The 15,261-nt window shown below is 48.1% G+C and carries 24 protein-coding genes and 2 pseudogenes; 9 read left to right on the forward strand and 17 right to left on the reverse strand.

From position 1 onward, the window contains the following. Positions 1-723: 723 nt before the first annotated feature. Positions 724-1,302 (reverse strand): hypothetical protein, encoded by a 579-nt coding sequence (locus tag J7439_RS23595; RefSeq protein WP_209204506.1) that lies wholly within the window; start codon positions 1,300-1,302, stop codon positions 724-726. A gap of 323 nt (positions 1,303-1,625) precedes the next feature. On the opposite strand from J7439_RS23595, the gene J7439_RS23600 reads away from it, so the two are divergent. The 4 genes from J7439_RS23600 to J7439_RS23615 all read left to right on the forward strand — a co-directional run bounded on the left by J7439_RS23600 (position 1,626) and on the right by J7439_RS23615 (position 4,144). Then, positions 1,626-2,114 (forward strand): SEC-C metal-binding domain-containing protein, encoded by a 489-nt coding sequence (locus J7439_RS23600; protein ID WP_209278519.1) that lies wholly within the window; start codon positions 1,626-1,628, stop codon positions 2,112-2,114. 462 nt (positions 2,115-2,576) lie between these two features. Continuing rightward, on the forward strand, positions 2,577-3,095 hold the full coding sequence (locus tag J7439_RS23605; protein ID WP_209204508.1) for a hypothetical protein: 519 nt from the start codon (positions 2,577-2,579) through the stop codon (positions 3,093-3,095). Positions 3,096-3,492: 397 nt separating this feature from the next. Beyond that, positions 3,493-3,822 (forward strand): hypothetical protein, encoded by a 330-nt coding sequence (locus J7439_RS23610; protein WP_209204509.1) that lies wholly within the window; start codon positions 3,493-3,495, stop codon positions 3,820-3,822. Positions 3,823-3,835: 13 nt separating this feature from the next. Continuing rightward, positions 3,836-4,144 (forward strand): hypothetical protein, encoded by a 309-nt coding sequence (locus J7439_RS23615; protein WP_209204510.1) that lies wholly within the window; start codon positions 3,836-3,838, stop codon positions 4,142-4,144. A gap of 92 nt (positions 4,145-4,236) precedes the next feature. Here J7439_RS23615 and J7439_RS23620 read toward each other — a convergent pair whose 3' ends face one another. From J7439_RS23620 to J7439_RS23635, 4 genes are read right to left on the reverse strand one after another with little or no spacing between them, the layout of a single operon-like run. Next, positions 4,237-4,857 (reverse strand): helix-turn-helix domain-containing protein, encoded by a 621-nt coding sequence (locus tag J7439_RS23620; protein WP_209204511.1) that lies wholly within the window; start codon positions 4,855-4,857, stop codon positions 4,237-4,239. Next, entirely contained in the window at positions 4,850-5,428 is a 579-nt protein-coding gene (locus tag J7439_RS23625; RefSeq protein ID WP_209204512.1) for a hypothetical protein, read from the reverse strand. The genes J7439_RS23620 and J7439_RS23625 overlap by 8 nt, the downstream gene beginning before the upstream one ends. Beyond that, a complete protein-coding gene (locus J7439_RS23630) occupies positions 5,337-5,807 on the reverse strand; it encodes a hypothetical protein (RefSeq protein WP_209204513.1) in 471 nt (156 codons plus the stop codon). The genes J7439_RS23625 and J7439_RS23630 overlap by 92 nt, the downstream gene beginning before the upstream one ends. After that, positions 5,804-6,253 (reverse strand): DUF6932 family protein, encoded by a 450-nt coding sequence (locus tag J7439_RS23635; RefSeq protein ID WP_209204514.1) that lies wholly within the window; start codon positions 6,251-6,253, stop codon positions 5,804-5,806. Before J7439_RS23635 ends, J7439_RS23630 begins: the two co-directional genes overlap by 4 nt. 174 nt (positions 6,254-6,427) lie before the next feature. On the opposite strand from J7439_RS23635, the gene J7439_RS23640 reads away from it, so the two are divergent. Continuing rightward, on the forward strand, positions 6,428-7,057 hold the full coding sequence (locus tag J7439_RS23640) for a hypothetical protein (protein ID WP_209204515.1): 630 nt from the start codon (positions 6,428-6,430) through the stop codon (positions 7,055-7,057). 262 nt (positions 7,058-7,319) lie between these two features. On the opposite strand, the pseudogene J7439_RS27365 reads toward J7439_RS23640, so the two are convergent. From J7439_RS27365 to J7439_RS26755, 7 genes and pseudogenes are all read right to left on the reverse strand, one after another. After that, positions 7,320-7,851: pseudogene (locus tag J7439_RS27365) on the reverse strand (reverse transcriptase domain-containing protein). Next, on the reverse strand, positions 7,770-8,192 hold the full coding sequence (locus J7439_RS26750; RefSeq protein WP_286198497.1) for a reverse transcriptase family protein: 423 nt from the start codon (positions 8,190-8,192) through the stop codon (positions 7,770-7,772). Before J7439_RS26750 ends, J7439_RS27365 begins: the two are co-directional and overlap by 82 nt. An 808-nt stretch (positions 8,193-9,000) precedes the next feature. Further along, positions 9,001-9,219, reverse strand: coding sequence for a hypothetical protein (locus tag J7439_RS23655; RefSeq protein ID WP_209204518.1), 219 nt, complete (start codon positions 9,217-9,219; stop codon positions 9,001-9,003). Next, a complete protein-coding gene (locus J7439_RS23660) occupies positions 9,216-10,127 on the reverse strand; it encodes a hypothetical protein (RefSeq protein WP_209204519.1) in 912 nt (303 codons plus the stop codon). Before J7439_RS23660 ends, J7439_RS23655 begins: the two co-directional genes overlap by 4 nt. Positions 10,128-10,268: 141 nt before the next feature. Beyond that, positions 10,269-10,544, reverse strand: a complete 276-nt coding sequence (locus J7439_RS23665) for a hypothetical protein (RefSeq protein WP_209204520.1) — start codon at positions 10,542-10,544, stop codon at positions 10,269-10,271. Next, positions 10,528-11,259, reverse strand: a complete 732-nt coding sequence (locus J7439_RS23670) for a hypothetical protein (protein ID WP_209204521.1) — start codon at positions 11,257-11,259, stop codon at positions 10,528-10,530. Before J7439_RS23670 ends, J7439_RS23665 begins: the two co-directional genes overlap by 17 nt. 7 nt (positions 11,260-11,266) lie before the next feature. Next, positions 11,267-11,401 (reverse strand): hypothetical protein, encoded by a 135-nt coding sequence (locus J7439_RS26755; RefSeq protein WP_286196864.1) that lies wholly within the window; start codon positions 11,399-11,401, stop codon positions 11,267-11,269. Positions 11,402-11,497: 96 nt separating this feature from the next. Here J7439_RS26755 and J7439_RS23675 point away from each other — a divergent pair, with 96 nt between their 5' ends. Both J7439_RS23675 and J7439_RS23680 read left to right on the forward strand, forming a co-directional pair. Continuing rightward, positions 11,498-11,911: a hypothetical protein gene (locus J7439_RS23675; RefSeq protein WP_209204522.1), complete on the forward strand. Its 414-nt coding sequence runs from the start codon at positions 11,498-11,500 to the stop codon at positions 11,909-11,911. Next, a complete protein-coding gene (locus tag J7439_RS23680; RefSeq protein ID WP_209204523.1) occupies positions 11,911-12,141 on the forward strand; it encodes a hypothetical protein in 231 nt (76 codons plus the stop codon). Before J7439_RS23675 ends, J7439_RS23680 begins: the two co-directional genes overlap by 1 nt. Before the next feature lie 193 nt (positions 12,142-12,334). On the opposite strand, the gene J7439_RS23685 is transcribed toward J7439_RS23680, so the two are convergent. From J7439_RS23685 to J7439_RS23700, 4 genes are all read right to left on the reverse strand, one after another. Continuing rightward, positions 12,335-12,820 carry a hypothetical protein gene (locus J7439_RS23685; protein WP_209204524.1) on the reverse strand — a complete coding sequence of 162 codons (486 nt, stop codon included), beginning with the start codon at positions 12,818-12,820 and terminating at the stop codon, positions 12,335-12,337. Between the two features lie 179 nt (positions 12,821-12,999). Beyond that, the gene (locus tag J7439_RS23690) at positions 13,000-13,629 is read right to left on the reverse strand and encodes a hypothetical protein (RefSeq protein ID WP_209204525.1); all 630 of its coding nucleotides are present in this window, start codon (positions 13,627-13,629) and stop codon (positions 13,000-13,002) included. A 6-nt stretch (positions 13,630-13,635) separates the two neighbouring features. Continuing rightward, complete coding sequence (locus tag J7439_RS23695) at positions 13,636-14,256, reverse strand: hypothetical protein (protein ID WP_209204526.1); 621 nt, start codon at positions 14,254-14,256, stop codon at positions 13,636-13,638. Beyond that, a complete protein-coding gene (locus J7439_RS23700; RefSeq protein WP_209204527.1) occupies positions 14,198-14,554 on the reverse strand; it encodes a hypothetical protein in 357 nt (118 codons plus the stop codon). Before J7439_RS23700 ends, J7439_RS23695 begins: the two co-directional genes overlap by 59 nt. Positions 14,555-14,617: 63 nt before the next feature. Between J7439_RS23700 and J7439_RS23705 the strand changes: the two genes are divergently transcribed. Together J7439_RS23705 and J7439_RS23710 are read left to right on the forward strand one after the other, a co-directional pair. After that, positions 14,618-14,875, forward strand: coding sequence for a type II toxin-antitoxin system Phd/YefM family antitoxin (locus tag J7439_RS23705; protein WP_209204528.1), 258 nt, complete (start codon positions 14,618-14,620; stop codon positions 14,873-14,875). Then, the gene (locus J7439_RS23710) at positions 14,865-15,134 is read left to right on the forward strand and encodes a Txe/YoeB family addiction module toxin (RefSeq protein WP_209204529.1); all 270 of its coding nucleotides are present in this window, start codon (positions 14,865-14,867) and stop codon (positions 15,132-15,134) included. The genes J7439_RS23705 and J7439_RS23710 overlap by 11 nt, the downstream gene beginning before the upstream one ends. A gap of 18 nt (positions 15,135-15,152) precedes the next feature. On the opposite strand, the pseudogene J7439_RS27610 reads toward J7439_RS23710, so the two are convergent. Next, positions 15,153-15,261: pseudogene (locus J7439_RS27610) on the reverse strand (IS982 family transposase); the annotation flags it as partial.

Below are 15,261 nucleotides of genomic sequence, written 5' to 3' on the forward strand. Positions count from 1 at the left end.
GACAGTTTAACGATCAATGACTGGCTAAAAGCAAAACGACCAAAAAAACTTCCTGTTGTGTTGTCGGTTGCTGAAGCCAACTCTGTCTTGTCTTATCTCAAAGGCACACCATTATTAGTCGCCCAATCAAAAAATGATAAAACAGCTTCCTGAACCGCACTCACGCTACCGCCCCTCTATTCCATTTCCTTGAGTATTAAGGCAGTTTTGTATTAAACGACAGTTCCTGCATAGCTGCATCATAGGGGTAAATAGTACCATCGAACTGGTTTCCCAAGGTATTCTTTTTAATGCTCCCAACCAGGAATTGTCTCGGAATAAGTTCCGGATTTGTCTGAGACTTGTTAAGGGACTGACCTGAAATAACTTCCACATTTTCGGTGCTAACCCAGTCAAGAAAAAATTTTGCCACGGAGACACGGAGTCACGGAGAATAGAAAAAATCTTTTCCTCCGTGACTCCGTGTCTCCGTGGCAAAAAGAGCAAGTTATTCAGGGTCAATTCCCAAGCTCGCCGCCTGCTGGCCGCAAAAGCATAAGCGGCCTGCCTTTTTCGGGTGACGGGCAGCGGGAAGCGCTTACTGAAATGTCGAAGTTATTAAATGACAGTTCCTAAGGCTATGCTCCCTGCGTTGTGCCTTGCATAGTAACTGCCCACTTAGCCAGAAATATACGATTCCATTTGGCCAACTACTTATGGCAGCGACAAGATCATTTCCTCCGGTTAGTGGCTGAGGGGTTCCGGCTGATATTCATAGATACTGTCCATCAGACGGACCACCACAAAGAGCAGGTTATTGGTCAGTGAGATGGCGGGTATCCGTGCCGAATTGAAGCTGGCATAGTGCAGCACCTGATCATCCAGGTAATTCAGCAGGGCCACTGGAGTACCGGAGTCGATGCAACGCTGGACAAACCGATCGTTCAGCGTTGAGGACAGTTTGGATTCCATGGGGCTTTCGGGGCTGAGTGATTTGAACTCGGCATCCAGCAATGCCATTTTAGACTCCAGCCACCGGGTGTCTTCTGGCTCCTGTGGATCCCCCAGTATCCGGTGATAAACCAGCACAATATCGAAACAGAGATCCAGAAACAGGTTGGCCATATCGACACTGTCTTCCGCAATGGTGTCTGACAACTCGCCGTAGATGGCGTTATACAGCTGGCTCTGATGGTTTTCAAAATGATCCAGCAGCCGGGTGCCCTCCTCATCGGATAGCGTTCTTCCCCACTGTACAATGTCATCCACGTCTTTCCGGGTTAAAGGTTTCATATTGATGCGTCCCTCGTAAATATTCGCCATGCACTTGACTGTCAGTGGGTGAGCGTTATGCGTGTTTTTTGGTTCGGGGTCAAGTGATGACTGTTCGGGCTTTGGGAACGGATCAGGAGCTGCTGTTTGAGAGGGGCTGATTTATGTCGGAAGACACCGTTTTTTGAAAATGCAAATAATTGAAGGAAACCATTGGCTTTGCTGGTTTTTGCTGTACTGATTGCTGTCTGCCAGAAAATAACAGGCTAGCGAATCTTCAGTGCTGGTGATATTGTCGCCGATAGGGTGGGGATACTGGGCTATCCTAGTGTGTATGCTGCGTATCAAAGCAGTATTTGATCGTTGAGGGGATCATGAAAATCGGTCGAAATGAACCCTGCCCTTGTGGCAGTGACAAAAAATATAAGCAGTGTTGTCTGGTGAAAGATCAGGCCGCTGGCCCAAAGAAAAACACGCAAAAGAAAAAACTGAAGAACCTGTCTGCTGAAGAACTGATAGAAATGTTAAGGGCCGAGCAAAGGGCCCATAGAGAAAACCATCCTGAAGAATATCGAGACCCGCAGCCGGAGTATGGTTATGTCTCTGCGGAAAAGATGGAAGGTAATCAGTTCGTTATTGATGAGCATGGCCTGGTTTGCAAGATCTGCGATATTACCCATGTGAATGCCGATGCCGTGCGCAGCCAAACTAACCGGGATTTTCGGATCGGACACTGGTATGTCTCAACCGAACCCAACGGAGAAACAGTGGTTGATGGACCGCTTGCCAACAAAGAAACTGCTATTCATTTTGCTATGGATTTAACGGGGGCTGAGTATTTTGTTGAGGCCGTGAAAGAGTAATGGGCAAGTCTTACAGTCGGGAAGAAAAATATGCGCTGTACAAAAGTACAAATTGGAAACCGGGGTCGGGTCTTGATTCTTGAATTCTTGCAAGAGATAACCCGATTCTCAAATATCCTGCTTGAGAAAAAGTATCACTACCCAAAGGAGATCCGGTTAAGTCCTGATATTCAGGAGTTATAATTTTTGGCTCTTCCGGGACTGTCTCTATATGTGAGAAACCCCTGAAAAATCCCCTGAAAAACCAGAGTAGAGTAAGCGGGCCCCTGCCAATAACCGTTATTACTATCTTCCATTAAAACGCTAAACCATGTCATGATCCACTGGCCTACGGGTCAGGGAGAGTAATAACGATGACCGCTCAATTCTCCAGCCATCTTACGCTTGATGATGTGTCATACAACGTTACCGATGCAGAGCCTTATCCAATATTTCATCCGAATATGCTGGGCCGTATCGCCTATGGGTACCTTTTGTTGGGCTGGCTATATCGTCACTTATGAATGCAAAGAGGGTCAGCTATTTGCCAGGTCGATGAATTTAGGTGTGTTTAAAGATGAACCATTAGTCAATGGCATGACACCGGATCCACTGCCGGAATGTGATGATCTGACGCTGGCTTTAATGTTTGGCCGCCGCTACACCGATGTGTGGCTGCCTCTTGAATATACCGGTGAGGTGCTTCTTGGCAATGACTGGGTTGGCAACCTGGGGCGTGGCCATCATGGCAGCAAACCGGCGGTTGAGTACAACGAGATCAAGAAGGTTGTGTTCTCAAAAGGCAAAATTCAGCAGATAACGGATATCTCGGAACAGTATGCAGAAGAGCGGCAAGCCCTGATCAAAGCGGAAGAAGAAAAGTGGAAAAAAGAGCGGAAGGTAGAAGAGCGCCGGAAACAAAGAATGCTTTTAAAGCGAAAGCTTGTAGGGTTCTTCACCAGGAAGCGGCAGCCAATGGCTACACATCGGGATGATTTATGACGTTTGAGGCTGCTGCCCTGCCCCCGGTCAGGATAAACCAGGGGGAGGGCTTTCCTTTTAACGGTATATCTGGAAGATTTGTTGAAGGTCATCTGATCAATATTTAACCAGCCATTCTCACCCCGCCTGTCTGAAAGGCTGGCTTTATCCCCTAACCGTTTATCCACAATCTTTTCCACACAAATTCCGGATAACTGAAACTGGGGATAATAATCCTGAAGTCATATACTGCAACGGGTTATAACGAACTACTGACAGTATAAACACAAGCTATCAACAACTTATCCACTGACTTCTTCTGGAAAAACCGAGAGTGTGTATTTATTCTTGAGTTCATTCAAAGAGGAACCCCAATTCTCAAACATCCGTTGAAATCATTTCGCCAAGGTAAGACCCGATGCCCGATATCCAGTGGTCAGCTCCAGGTGCCACCCTGAGCCATAAAAATGGGGCAAAAGAGTTCGGCCTGACTGAGGATGAGGTTATCCGGGCGATTAAAGAAGGGACACTCCACTATCAAATCGCCCATGCCCACGGCAATCCTTATTTCCGAGTGGTCAGGGAAGAAGTAGAGGCGCTGGTGCTGACGCTTTATGGTCCGGACTACGTCAACCAGCAACAGCTGAAAAAAAGACAGGATGATATTGACCGGGAGATTCGTAAGCTGAAACGTCGTATCAAAGCTTTGGAGAAAGAGCGACTGCCTTTGTCCGGTTCCGACCAGTAACACGGTGATTCACATGCCTAAAGTAAAGAAAAAGCTGACTGCTGCACAGAAAAGAATCCGTAAAGCCGCCAGGGCGGAACGCCGAAAGAAGTACCAGTGGATTTTTATCAACGGCAAGCAGGTGCGGATTAAAAGAGAGGATACACTTGAGGCATTTGCGGAGCGGGAAGCCCTGCTCCGCAGTGCTGACCCCATCTGGCTGCATCAGAATGAACTCTGGGAATATATACAGACGGATGATGATTGCCCGGATATTGAACCATCAAAGAGTGATCTGGCAATCTGGGAGTGGGATGGTGATGAGGAGAAGGTGCCGTTTTGAATGGGCTTCACTCATAGTTGACAATATTATTATAAATTTCCATTTGAGCGTTGTTTCCCTGGTTCCCTCGCTGAGCGAGGAAACCCGTACTCCTATTTTTTCGTATCCAGTTCCCAGTAATCCATAATCCGCACCCGGCCAATAGTCTGCATATCCGGCGTACGGGTATTGGTCTGGTCCAGACCTTTATAACTGATCAGAAAGCTGCACAACTGCTTTTTACCATTCTCTTCACGCAGAGCCAGAAACATACCGGGCCCTGGTCGTAACTCCCGCTCTACCACCAACAGGGTAAAACCAGTGAAGTACTCGATGGTTTCCGGCACATAGTAATACTCGTAGAGTTTCTTATCCCGGGGCTTGTGTTGCTGGCTGGCAAAAATATCCGGCACACGGGCCGCCACTTCATACCAATCCCCTTCCGGTGGTACCACAGTGACGTGAGTCAGCATGGTCGGGTGGGCCAGTGGCTCTTTGGTGGTTTCCGGTTCCGGATCGTAAGGGTCACCGATGCCGGTGCCAAGCCAGTGGCTGGAGACACCGGTAGCCACCGCCAGCCGTTCCACATATTTGTGCGGATTGTCAATCTTGCCACTGGCCAGGCGGTACATGTAGCTGCGCTCGATGCCCGTCTCACGGGACAGGGCGCTGGCGGTTTTTATTCCCTTCAGTTTCATGGCCGTAGCCAGACGATCGGCAAACGTATTACTCATTATGACTATCCTCTGCCGGTAACAGGCTGGTGCCAGATGGTGTTGACTGGGTATCAATACTGATCAGGCTGTAGGTCTTTTTCTCTTCCCGGGTGTTACTGTTAAAGACCGTTTTCTCATTGGCAAGCAGGGTGACGGTGTCGCCCATTCGGAATGGCTGCACTGCCTGGTACATTTTTTTGCTGAACCGGACTTTGATCAGTTCGCCTTCTCTATTTCTGATTTGCAGCTTGCCTGCGCTGCTGATCAGCTCCACAATCCCTGCTATTTTCACTTCTACCGGTTCGGTACTGCTGAAACCATCCAGCAGGGTTTCCAGCATCTGGATTTTATCCCGTCGGCCATGCCAGATATGTTTCTGTTCATTGCCGCCGGTCCAGCTGATATCAATTTCGATATGTTTTTGCCGCAGGGCTTTCAGAAATTTCGCCAGCGCATGGGAACTTCTCAGGCCCTGGTTCATATCTTGATTGAGCAGATCAAACAGGCCGGACAGGCTGTTTTCCAGCAGGTTGACGCCAAAACAGGTCAGGTGATGTATCTCCGGTGATATAGAGGCGGGAGGAACCATGCCCGATCTCTGCAAACCGCAGGTTGATAGGCTGGGTTATCTCGCTCGGAATGGTACCAACCAGATCCTGCCCATGGTGGAGTTTTGCCGCCGCCGCGAACACCAGCCCGGAAAAGTGTTTGGCCAGGTTTGCCAACAGATCCAGGGGAACAGAACCGTTGTTTACATCCCCTCCCATCAGACGAAGCTCGATTACTTCCTTTTCGCGCTTTTCTTTTTCGGTGCTCAGCTTGTGGTGGAGGTCATCAATATGCTGCTCTAAAGAGTGGATGCTCAGGGACAGGGCAAAGTTATCCCCTTCTGCTGCAAGCTGGTTCTTCTTGCTGTCCAGCAGCGCTTCGGTTTTTTTGATGCGCTTTTCTAAGTAGGAAATGTTCATAGTGCTTCCCCAATTCTAATTTTAGGGATTCCTTTGGGTCTGTCGTTTCTGTCTAAACCATATAGCTCCTGCCAAAGGGCGTGGTCTTCCTGAAGATCGGTGACAAAAATAACATCGCATTCGTATCGGAGTCTGATCGCCTCATTGCTCTCAAAAACATCGGATAACTTTTTCTGTTGATTAACAGGCAGGGCGTTGACTCCATGTACATCCGCAACCACCAACAGATCAATATCCCTTGGGCTTTCCTTATGGGTTGAAAATGAACCATCAATCCAGATTTCCATCTCAACGGGGAAATCTTTCAGACTTTCCAGGAATGCTTCAAAGCGGCTTAGCAGATGTGCCCTTCTTGATGGGTCTTTAAATGGTGTAACAAAAATATCGGGCATGTCCGACAGGGTGATGCGGTGCATGCCCGGTGCGAATAGGGGTGGGTAGTCCATGGTGCATTTTGTGTTTTGATTCCGATCTGATCGGATTGGTCTGATGCTGATTAAAATGGGAAATATTATGGGCAGGTCTTAAATTTTACATCAGTGCACTAAGAAAGACCTGACACCCTTTTCGCTTTTATTGTGCAATTTGCAATATCATTTTTTATTTGTCATGGATTTGATATGATGAATATCTCATTAAGAAATTTAAACTCAATTCGCGAATTCCTACCGGTAAATTTTCCAAGCGAATTAAAACCAATAGAAAGGGAAATAAATTTCACCTACTCTACAGGATTGGATGAAGGGATAGAAGCAATAAATATTCTTGAGCGATCTTGTGAGAAAAAAGATGTAGTATCTATTTATTTTAGAGATAAAAATGCACTAGAACCTTTCAATAGTTCTGACTGCATGTCGTCACTTGATTATAATGGAACCGATGATTACATAATACGTCATAATGACGATGAACATAATGATTCAATGCATAGGCCTGAAAACCCTCTCTCATGCCATTGCCATATTAAAAAACAACGAGATGAAGTTAATGCTTTTGTAAAAGGAATATTTCAGAGGCACTCGAAATCTGGAGAAACTCATTACAAACAATATTTATTCTCTAAAAATAATTTCAAAGAAAACCATCATCAAAATGGAATCGTATTTGAAAATGGCAGTTCGTCACACAATCTTTCTTGCAAGTCAATTCATGAGGTAGTAGAAGTTGATAAATCATCATTTAGGAATATTCAAGATAGAGTTCTAATAAGTAAATCTAAGAGAGTGAAAAATAAATGTGCAATTATGTAAAATCTCGTGGGCTATTATGCATAATCGGGATAGGGCAGAGCCTCACGACTCTGCTCCTCCCACACCACGAGCCATACGGATCACGTAGCATCGCAGTTCAAATCACTCTTTATTCATCTTGCTGCCAGCTCTGGCAACCCAAGGTTCTTGAAATATCTATTTGGCAATGCTCGGGTTAACGCCGGACTACCACTCAACCGCCAAGGTCCATGAGCTGATTTTGCCGTATTCCATGCAAGGAAACGACTTACCCCAAGACGTCTTAGCTGACGGTCGCTTTCAGTTTGGCCAGTGCCTTATCACTGACTTTTATCTTTAGCTCCCGCCGACTGAATGTGAACCCGAGAAAACTTCTTTCCCATGGGCGACCTACCGCGTTCTTTTGGGCATTCACTGTGAGCCGCAGTGATTCTCCAACAAAGCGTTGCAGGCTTTTCATCACGCGTTCACCCGCTGCTTTACTGCTGACGAGTGCCACACAATCATCAGCATAGCGAGCAAACTTGAGGTTTCGCTTTTCCAGTTCCCAGTCCAGATTGTTCAACGCTATTTGAAAGAACAGGTGACAGTGGGCCGCCTTGTGGTACACCTTTCAAACTGGCTTGTTTTATTCCGTTAATACAGACACCGGCGTTCAGGTATTGGTTGATCAAACGCAGCAGCGTAGAATCTTTATGGTGAGCCTTAAGTTGTATCATTAATAAATCATGGTTTACATGATCAAAGAACGCCTCAAGATCACAGTCCACAACCCAGTTATATCCATTCCGTATAACTGACTGTACATGGCAGATAGCCTGATGTGCATTCCGATGGAGACGGAAACCATAACTGTTGTTATGGAATCCCACTCTGCCTGCATAATCTGGGCAATCGCTTGCTGTATCAGTCGATCCAGAACGGTAGGGATACCCAGCTTGCTTTTGCGGCCATCCGGTTTGGGGATTTCCACTCGCAGAACGGGTTTTGGGCGGTAGACTCCTTCTATCAATTGCTGTCGGATTATCGGCCAGTACTGTTTCAGGAAATGTGGAAGTTCGTCAACGGTCATGCCATCGACGCCAGCGGCTCCTTTATTGCGTTGAACCTGTTTCAGTGCGCGTATCAGATTATTCCTATCCAGTGCCCGCACCATCAAAGATCAACAAAAGGTGGATTTTGGTTCAATCGGGTCTCCCGTTTCCAGTTCACCCTCTGGTGTATCCAGAGACAACGACAGTTGTTTAACAGATGCCATCCGAAATCACTTCCCCGATGATTACTTTCCAAGATTTTTTCTGGCCTTCAGTGGCAAGAGACCACCTACTATGCCGTCTGCTGATAGGGCTATGGATAGCCCGTATGCCGAAAGTGCAGGAGCAATTTTCGGTCTTCTGCACTGCGATCACAGCGGATTGCTCCGTTGTCAGTTCATCCATTAACACAGTGCAGACCTCTCGAGGTAAGACACTTAACTTTCCTCGCGTAGACCGGGTCGCGTAGACCGGGTCGCGTAGACCGGGTCGCGTAGACCCTGCCTCACGACAACACCCTTGCCCTTTCGCTAACCTTCGGCTCTGCGAATACTTGGTAAGAGGACTTTCACCTCTCGAGTTAAGTGCCATGCTCGGCACACACGCTCATGTTTTACTGCAGCCCCCGTTTATCAACGGATCTGTCTGGATTGATTGAATGGTATTGGGAGAGGCTGAAGAACAACTGGTTAATATTTAACCAGTTGTTCTCACCCCGCCTGCCTAAAAGGCTGCCTTTATCCCCTAACTGTTTATCCACAATCTTTTCCACACAAACTCCGGATAACTGAAAAAGGGGATAATAGCCCCAAAATCTTGTACTGCAACGGGTTTTAACAAGCTACCGACAGCATAAACACAGCCTTTCAACAACTTATCCACTGACTGCTGAATAATAGTGACCGGGAATCAGCAACCTGAAAGGACTTATCAAAGCTTTCTAGAAAGAGTGTTTGTCTTTTTCCGAGCTCTGGGCCTTCCAGCATCTAGATTGATGGTGGCCGTTGTAAGCCGGGACATCCATTGCAGGATCACGGCACCAAAGATACCGTTGGTGGAAAGGCCAGTGACAGCGGTAGGTGCATCCAGCGCTGTTATTCCACCATCCCCATTAACCGGAACCGTCATTTCTGGCTGAACCGGTTTCATATAAATACTTCTTTCTCTTGCTCATTGGCAGTGTTGAGACACTTTGCCAGCTGACTCTCAAGGCTTTTGATGCTTTTATAAGCTTCACGGTTCTCGATAACCGTGTATTCGCATTTGCCACAGACTGATACACATCCAGCCTTTAATGCACCATAGTGGCATGTTTTAATGTGGTGCTTCATTTCATGGTCAGGATGATCCTGCGACATTTCCAGTTCCGCGTTAAGCCATTCCGCGATGAGCTCCAATTCGTATTCACTCCAGCCATCGCGCAGGGGTAAGCACTTCTTTATGAAAAAATCATTAAATTCTGCACAGTCTTTGGCCATAGAGTTTCTAAATTCACACTCGAAATCTTCAAACAAAATGATGGCGCAGTGAAACCTCGCCAGGGCTTGATACTCTGAAGGGGAAGGCCGCTTGTCATCATGGTAGTCCCGGTTGAGAAACTCAGTTAACTCAGCAGGCAGCTTCGTTAATATTGAATCAACCAATGAGTTTATTTCATCCTCGGTATAATCAGATTTTCTTATGCCCTTTAAAAAGTGATACTCAAATAGGTTACGTATGTGTCTGGGAAGCCTGCGTTTCATGTCTGCAGGATTTACTGACAAATCAAGATTGGGGCTGCCGCGAGAGATACAGGGGTAGACAAGAAGTACATCATTTTCCTGAAATTTCTCCGGTTTTTCTTCGGATTCTGTGTGTGCGAAGCACGACGTTAGCTTAGTAATTTGACGTTCATCCATAGGGCGTTTCGGGTGTGACCCGATATCAGTAAGATGGCATGAAGTAGAGGCTGATATGTATACCGTTTCATGCAATGCAGTTGGAATGATCTCACCACCCTGTGAATCAGAAGGAGGTAAAGGCAGTGTCTGGGCCGTGGCCCCTGCTAACGGAGGCATAGTGGCTGAAATCCTGTGGTTTGCTTTGCAGCGTTGATTTTGGGTTGGCAGATCGTTGCGTCACATCAAATCACATCAGGAAATAACTGACGACTATCATTTTTTAACGAACCTTTAGACCCACCAACTAACAAATGGTTCCTACCCGTAAAACTTTTCTAAGCAATAACTAAAGCTGACTGCGGTTGTTGTATCCGGAGATCTCCAGGGTATCCGGGAAATCTTCAGGCATGACTGATTTTTGCAGACGGTCAACAGTGATCCAATGACGCCATAACCTCCCAATTCCGGATCTATGCCTTTGGCCCTGGCAAAGTGAGGCACCGCCATGGCCAGCGACTTGATCAGGTTCTTCAAGTCTGGTTTGTCATCTTCAGCAAACAAACTGTTAAGACGCTCATCATCGTAGGCTTTCATAAACAGGGCTTGACTCCACACGGTCACGCATTTGTTTATTCCAGTCACCCTGACGGGTTTTCAGCTCTCCGGCTTCACTGCCCAGCCGATCTGCAAATCGGGCAAGGAATACATCATTGCTGCGGTGCAGCAGGTCGCCAGTATCATCGGTATCAAAGTGGGAGAGGTCTTCCTGGGTAATGCGGGAGGCGTCGAGCTTGGCCTTTTCCGCCGGAGACATTGAGGCGGTATCACGAGCATTGGCTTCTTTGGTGAAAGCAATGTGCTGGTCGGTGTCCATTTCTCCCTGTCGCTGGCGCACCAGTACTGGCTGTTTGAAGTTATCCACAGACTCTGGCTTCAGGCCAAAGGATTTGGCGTTTTGCTTCAGGTGTTCCTGGTAGGCCTTCGCCCGTTCAGGATGGTTGCGGTAGGCTTTGCGGATTGCTGATACTCGGCCATTGCCGCTTTCAACTACACGGTCACTGCCAATGATTGGCGCACCACTACTGGCCAGCGGGTTGGCTCCCGGCAGTTTAGGGTTGAGTTTGCTGGCAATGCCCCTGATCTGGTCTTCACTGGCTTGGCGGGTTCGGTCCCTGGGTTGCAGCTCTGCGGGGTATTCCGGGTTTACCTTGCCGGTTTCGTTATGGCTGGCAATCAGGTCATCGGCTTCGTAAAGGGCGTATTGGGTATCCAGCTCCCGTTCTGCTGTGGATACTTTTTCTTTACCCATCACTGGCTTAATGGGGAGTGCCAGACTTGTCCTGCGCAGTCAATCGCAGCCCTTCCTGTTGCTGGCGGTTTTCAATGGCTTCCACTTCCCGTTCAAAGCGGATACCTTCACCACTTTCCACCATGGCTTTCAGGTTGGCCAATGTCTCTATTTCCCACAGGAGTGTTCTCGGTCTCGGCTCTTATCTTGCATGGCCCGAGTGGTTTGATAGCACCGTTGGCAAACAGCGATGGTAAATTTGCCAGCAAAACTGTGGGTGTTAGTCAGCTCTCGACAGCTTAATCCGGGCCACGTCAGCGAGTATTTCTCTAAACAGCGGCCGGACTTTTTCCCCTATAAGTCTGTTAAGGTATTTAAAATCAACAATGATGATAAAAAAGATGTGATCATGACTTTCCAGAATCCCGATGGTAAGCAGGAAAAAAATATACACATTATTACCCTTGGTCGAATAGTAAATAGTGATTTTGATCTTTTACAACAAGGTTCTTTAATCAATTGGAGTTCCGGTGATATCAGCATCTCCGATACTCTTGCCAAAGGAAAAATCCCAATCGTTGATCAATTTAAAAAATCGGTTCTATTTGAGGAAATGGAGAATGCAATGAAAAATTTTGTGCAATTCCGGGAAATGAGCAATATGATTATTTGATGGACCCTTGGAGAACGGCTATTAAGAACTTACCTGATAACACTTGGGGTTCTCTCAAGTACAACCCAGATAAGAGAGTCTCATTACAACGACTGCTTGGCTCGCAATGGCAAGCGTTCGAACGTGACTTCACGGATTGGTTAAAAAAGAACAATCAAACCGAATCATTTATCCGGGAAAAAGCAGAAGCGATTATCCGGAAAACCATCTTTGCTGAAAATGATGAATAAACAGGAGCTATTGCTGTGTCTGCACAAACTGTGTCGTTTTCTGAGCTTCCATAAGTATCAAATTCTCAGGGTGACTGCTCCCCGCTCTAACGAGGGTGTCGCAAAAGCCCACAAAAGCCGGTAATCTGAGATAAAGCAGCTTTATTGGCCACCTCATGAAAACAAGACGGCAAATAAAGATTAATAATGACCCTCAGCTGGATATTTTCTCAGCGGGCATTTGTTTTTTCCGGACACTTTCGGACTCCCCTGCCAGTTCCTGCGCTGCCAGTTGCTGCGCCATGGCCTGAACCTGTTCCATCAGTTTTTCCGGTTCTTTGACTTGCCTGCCGGGGTTGTATTGTTGGGTCTTCTGACCGGCAAAGTTATTCAGGTTGGAGAGGGAGCTGAGGAAGAACTGCTTTACCGGATTGCCATCGTCACCGATCAGGCTTACCAGAGGATCGTTATTACGATCACTGTCGTTAAACCGAATGCCGTTTATATTGTTTGCCTTTATGCCAGGGTGCTGATTGATAAAACGGGTAATTCCTTCAAACCCATCATCCCCCCTGGCTGCTTTGGCGTTATACAGATCATTGGGATCAACGGCAGACGGTTCGGCAATGCCCCGTTGTCGTCGATATTCCTTATTCAGCATGTCATGTAGTCGGCCTGCGGCCTGCACCAACGGATCCATGACCGTTTCTTTCCGTTCCATGGGCATCCCATATCCGGAACCGTTGCGCTGTTGTCCGGGCTGACCTCCCGGCATAGTGCCCTGACCGTAACCGCCATAGGGCTGGCCTGTCAGTGCCGCCAGTTCTTTCTGCCGGTTGTAGAAGTCCTGAGTTTCACCGGCATCTATCTGTTGTTGCCTCAGTGCCTGCTGCTGTCGCTGGTCAATCGCATCACTTCGCTGGTTACGCAGTTCTGCCAGTCGCTGGTGGTTGCGGTTCCAGCTTTCTTCCCGGGCAGTTTAACCCTGGCCTGACCTTTGATGACCCCGTTAGAACCGGTAGATGAATTGCTGTAGAGCAGATTTTTGACAACGATGTTTATATCCACCGTGGCCGTGTATTCAATCCGGGTAATCTCCCAGCCGCTGAGTTCGTGATTGTTGATGGTGATGTCGTAAGTGGCAGACTGCGCTGATGTGAACTCCGGGCTTAATGTGACATCCAGAGCCGTGCCGAGTTTGCCCCGCTGATCATACTCGTAATCAATCGATCCACTGGTAAACGTCCCCTCCCGATCTTCCGTTGTCAGCGATACGGCAATATCGTAATTGGCCTGGGTCAGGGTTTTGCTGACTTGCAATACGTGGGTTTCAAACTCGTTAATATCGACGCTGGTTGATTCGCTGGTGATCCAGTCGCTGCCATCGGGACGATACTCCAGCGTCAGGGTGGCCTTGCAGTTCTGGTAGCCAGTGGATTCTCCGGTGGAACGATGGCTTGCTACACGGCAGTTGACCGTCACTTTTTTTACCTGATCGGTGTTGTACACCGCCCATCACCGGCTGTTACTGCTGCCCAGATAGGTCTTGCCGCTGGCATCGGTTTTGGTGCCATCGGCCAGCAGCAATCGGGCGTAGGGAGTAAACACCCATGCTCCCTCAATACTGGGATGGGGCTGGGGTACGCTGTGATCCATTTCCAACCGCTGGGACTGGTCGGGGTAATCAGCGTTATAGACCGTGATGTCACGGGGATAAAGGTTCACTGTGGGCATGGCCTTGAAATAGGCGGGAATCACCACTTCCTGGCCATTGGTAGCCACGCCGCTTTCCGTTCGGCGTACCTCTTTGTAGCGGATATGACCGCCGGTTTCAGAATAGATAAAGGACTCAATTCGGCCCTCTTTCAGCAGCAGATAATCGTTGTTGGCAATGCCGCCACTGCCGGTAATCACCATCTGGCCAAAACCATCGGTGCCGGTACTCAGTTCAATGGAACCACGTCCTACGGTCAGTGCCGTGCCATTTTGTAATTCACCGGATTTAAGCTGGCTGATATTCACCGGCCCGTTTACCGCCAGATAGCCATTAAAGATCAACACATATTCCGATACTTCTTCAGTGCCGATATTGCGCACGGAAAAGGGTTTCTCGGGCAGCTCCGGACTCTCCAGCATCAGATCCGCCAGGTTGATAATGGCGGTTCCCTGTCCTGGCGTTGGTCGGGCTGTCAGGCCGGTCGGTTTCGATCACGGGAATGGATGGCACGGCAGGTTCCAGGGTGTCAGTAATGGAACCCACGGAGGTGGCAGGCAGACTCAGCCGCTGCCCGATCTCGTTTGCCAGCCCCAGCTCCGCCAGTTCGCTGTGCAGTACGGCTTTGTCCCCGGCATTACCGGAACGTCCGGCCAGCCGGTTCAGGAACTCACGCACGTAGCGATCTACCGTTGCTGGCAGAGCAGGAAATTTGGCCATATAGGGAAACTCTACTTATACTTGTCCAATAAACTGAACAATTAATTGAACAGGTATTATGCGATGAAAGTAGTGTCCTACTCCGAAGCCCGGAACAATTTAAAATCAGTGCTCGACCAGGTGGCCGACGATGCCAGCGAAACCATTATCCATCGCCGCGATGGTAAAGACGCGGTAGTGATGTCGCTGGACAGCTATAACAGCCTGATGGAAACCCTGCACCTGATGTCGTCCCCGAAGAACGCCAAACACTTGAATGAATCCATTGAACAGATCAGGGCCGGTCAGGTGGTTGAAAAGGGCTTGATGGATGACCAGTAAACCCAGGCTGCTCTGCTGGTCACAAAATGCCTGGCATGACTACCTTTATTGGCAGGAACAGGATCGGAAAACCCTGAAGCGCATCAACAAGCTAATTACCGAATGCCAGCGCGATCCATTTAATGGTATTGGCAAACCCGAACCACTGAAAGGTAACTGGCAGGGGTTCTGGTCACGGCGGATCAGCAATGAACACCGGCTGGTCTACCAGACTAACGATACCCACCTGACCATTGCGGCCTGCCGTTTCCATTATTAATTAACGTGAGTTCGACGCTCAGAAAGCCATGGGTACACCTTCTGTTAGTACAGAAACATCAATATGAGGCTTTCTGGGTTGTCTGGTATAGGCTATGAGGCCAGCTATCAGATTTACAGCAAAGTTG

The sequence above is a fragment of the Salinisphaera sp. G21_0 genome (assembly GCF_017744115.1).
GTDB lineage: Bacteria > Pseudomonadota > Gammaproteobacteria > Pseudomonadales > Endozoicomonadaceae > Endozoicomonas.

What these genes read in the sequence shown, in the direction of transcription:
- J7439_RS23595 (WP_209204506.1), bottom strand. Translation starts at nt 1,302, where the DNA reads ATGGCGAATATTTACGAGGGACGCATCAATATGAAACCTTTAACCCGG.
- J7439_RS23600 (WP_209278519.1), top strand. Translation starts at nt 1,626, where the DNA reads ATGAAAATCGGTCGAAATGAACCCTGCCCTTGTGGCAGTGACAAAAAA.
- J7439_RS23605 (WP_209204508.1), top strand. Translation starts at nt 2,577, where the DNA reads ATGGGTACCTTTTGTTGGGCTGGCTATATCGTCACTTATGAATGCAAA.
- J7439_RS23610 (WP_209204509.1), top strand. Translation starts at nt 3,493, where the DNA reads ATGCCCGATATCCAGTGGTCAGCTCCAGGTGCCACCCTGAGCCATAAA.
- J7439_RS23615 (WP_209204510.1), top strand. Translation starts at nt 3,836, where the DNA reads ATGCCTAAAGTAAAGAAAAAGCTGACTGCTGCACAGAAAAGAATCCGT.
- J7439_RS23620 (WP_209204511.1), bottom strand. Translation starts at nt 4,857, where the DNA reads ATGAGTAATACGTTTGCCGATCGTCTGGCTACGGCCATGAAACTGAAG.
- J7439_RS23625 (WP_209204512.1), bottom strand. Translation starts at nt 5,428, where the DNA reads ATGGTTCCTCCCGCCTCTATATCACCGGAGATACATCACCTGACCTGT.
- J7439_RS23630 (WP_209204513.1), bottom strand. Translation starts at nt 5,807, where the DNA reads ATGAACATTTCCTACTTAGAAAAGCGCATCAAAAAAACCGAAGCGCTG.
- J7439_RS23635 (WP_209204514.1), bottom strand. Translation starts at nt 6,253, where the DNA reads ATGGACTACCCACCCCTATTCGCACCGGGCATGCACCGCATCACCCTG.
- J7439_RS23640 (WP_209204515.1), top strand. Translation starts at nt 6,428, where the DNA reads ATGATGAATATCTCATTAAGAAATTTAAACTCAATTCGCGAATTCCTA.
- J7439_RS26750 (WP_286198497.1), bottom strand. Translation starts at nt 8,192, where the DNA reads ATGGTGCGGGCACTGGATAGGAATAATCTGATACGCGCACTGAAACAG.
- J7439_RS23655 (WP_209204518.1), bottom strand. Translation starts at nt 9,219, where the DNA reads ATGAAACCGGTTCAGCCAGAAATGACGGTTCCGGTTAATGGGGATGGT.
- J7439_RS23660 (WP_209204519.1), bottom strand. Translation starts at nt 10,127, where the DNA reads ATGCCTCCGTTAGCAGGGGCCACGGCCCAGACACTGCCTTTACCTCCT.
- J7439_RS23665 (WP_209204520.1), bottom strand. Translation starts at nt 10,544, where the DNA reads ATGAAAGCCTACGATGATGAGCGTCTTAACAGTTTGTTTGCTGAAGAT.
- J7439_RS23670 (WP_209204521.1), bottom strand. Translation starts at nt 11,259, where the DNA reads ATGGGTAAAGAAAAAGTATCCACAGCAGAACGGGAGCTGGATACCCAA.
- J7439_RS23680 (WP_209204523.1), top strand. Translation starts at nt 11,911, where the DNA reads ATGGACCCTTGGAGAACGGCTATTAAGAACTTACCTGATAACACTTGG.
- J7439_RS23685 (WP_209204524.1), bottom strand. Translation starts at nt 12,820, where the DNA reads ATGGATCCGTTGGTGCAGGCCGCAGGCCGACTACATGACATGCTGAAT.
- J7439_RS23695 (WP_209204526.1), bottom strand. Translation starts at nt 14,256, where the DNA reads ATGCTGGAGAGTCCGGAGCTGCCCGAGAAACCCTTTTCCGTGCGCAAT.
- J7439_RS23700 (WP_209204527.1), bottom strand. Translation starts at nt 14,554, where the DNA reads ATGGCCAAATTTCCTGCTCTGCCAGCAACGGTAGATCGCTACGTGCGT.
- J7439_RS23705 (WP_209204528.1), top strand. Translation starts at nt 14,618, where the DNA reads ATGAAAGTAGTGTCCTACTCCGAAGCCCGGAACAATTTAAAATCAGTG.
- J7439_RS23710 (WP_209204529.1), top strand. Translation starts at nt 14,865, where the DNA reads ATGACCAGTAAACCCAGGCTGCTCTGCTGGTCACAAAATGCCTGGCAT.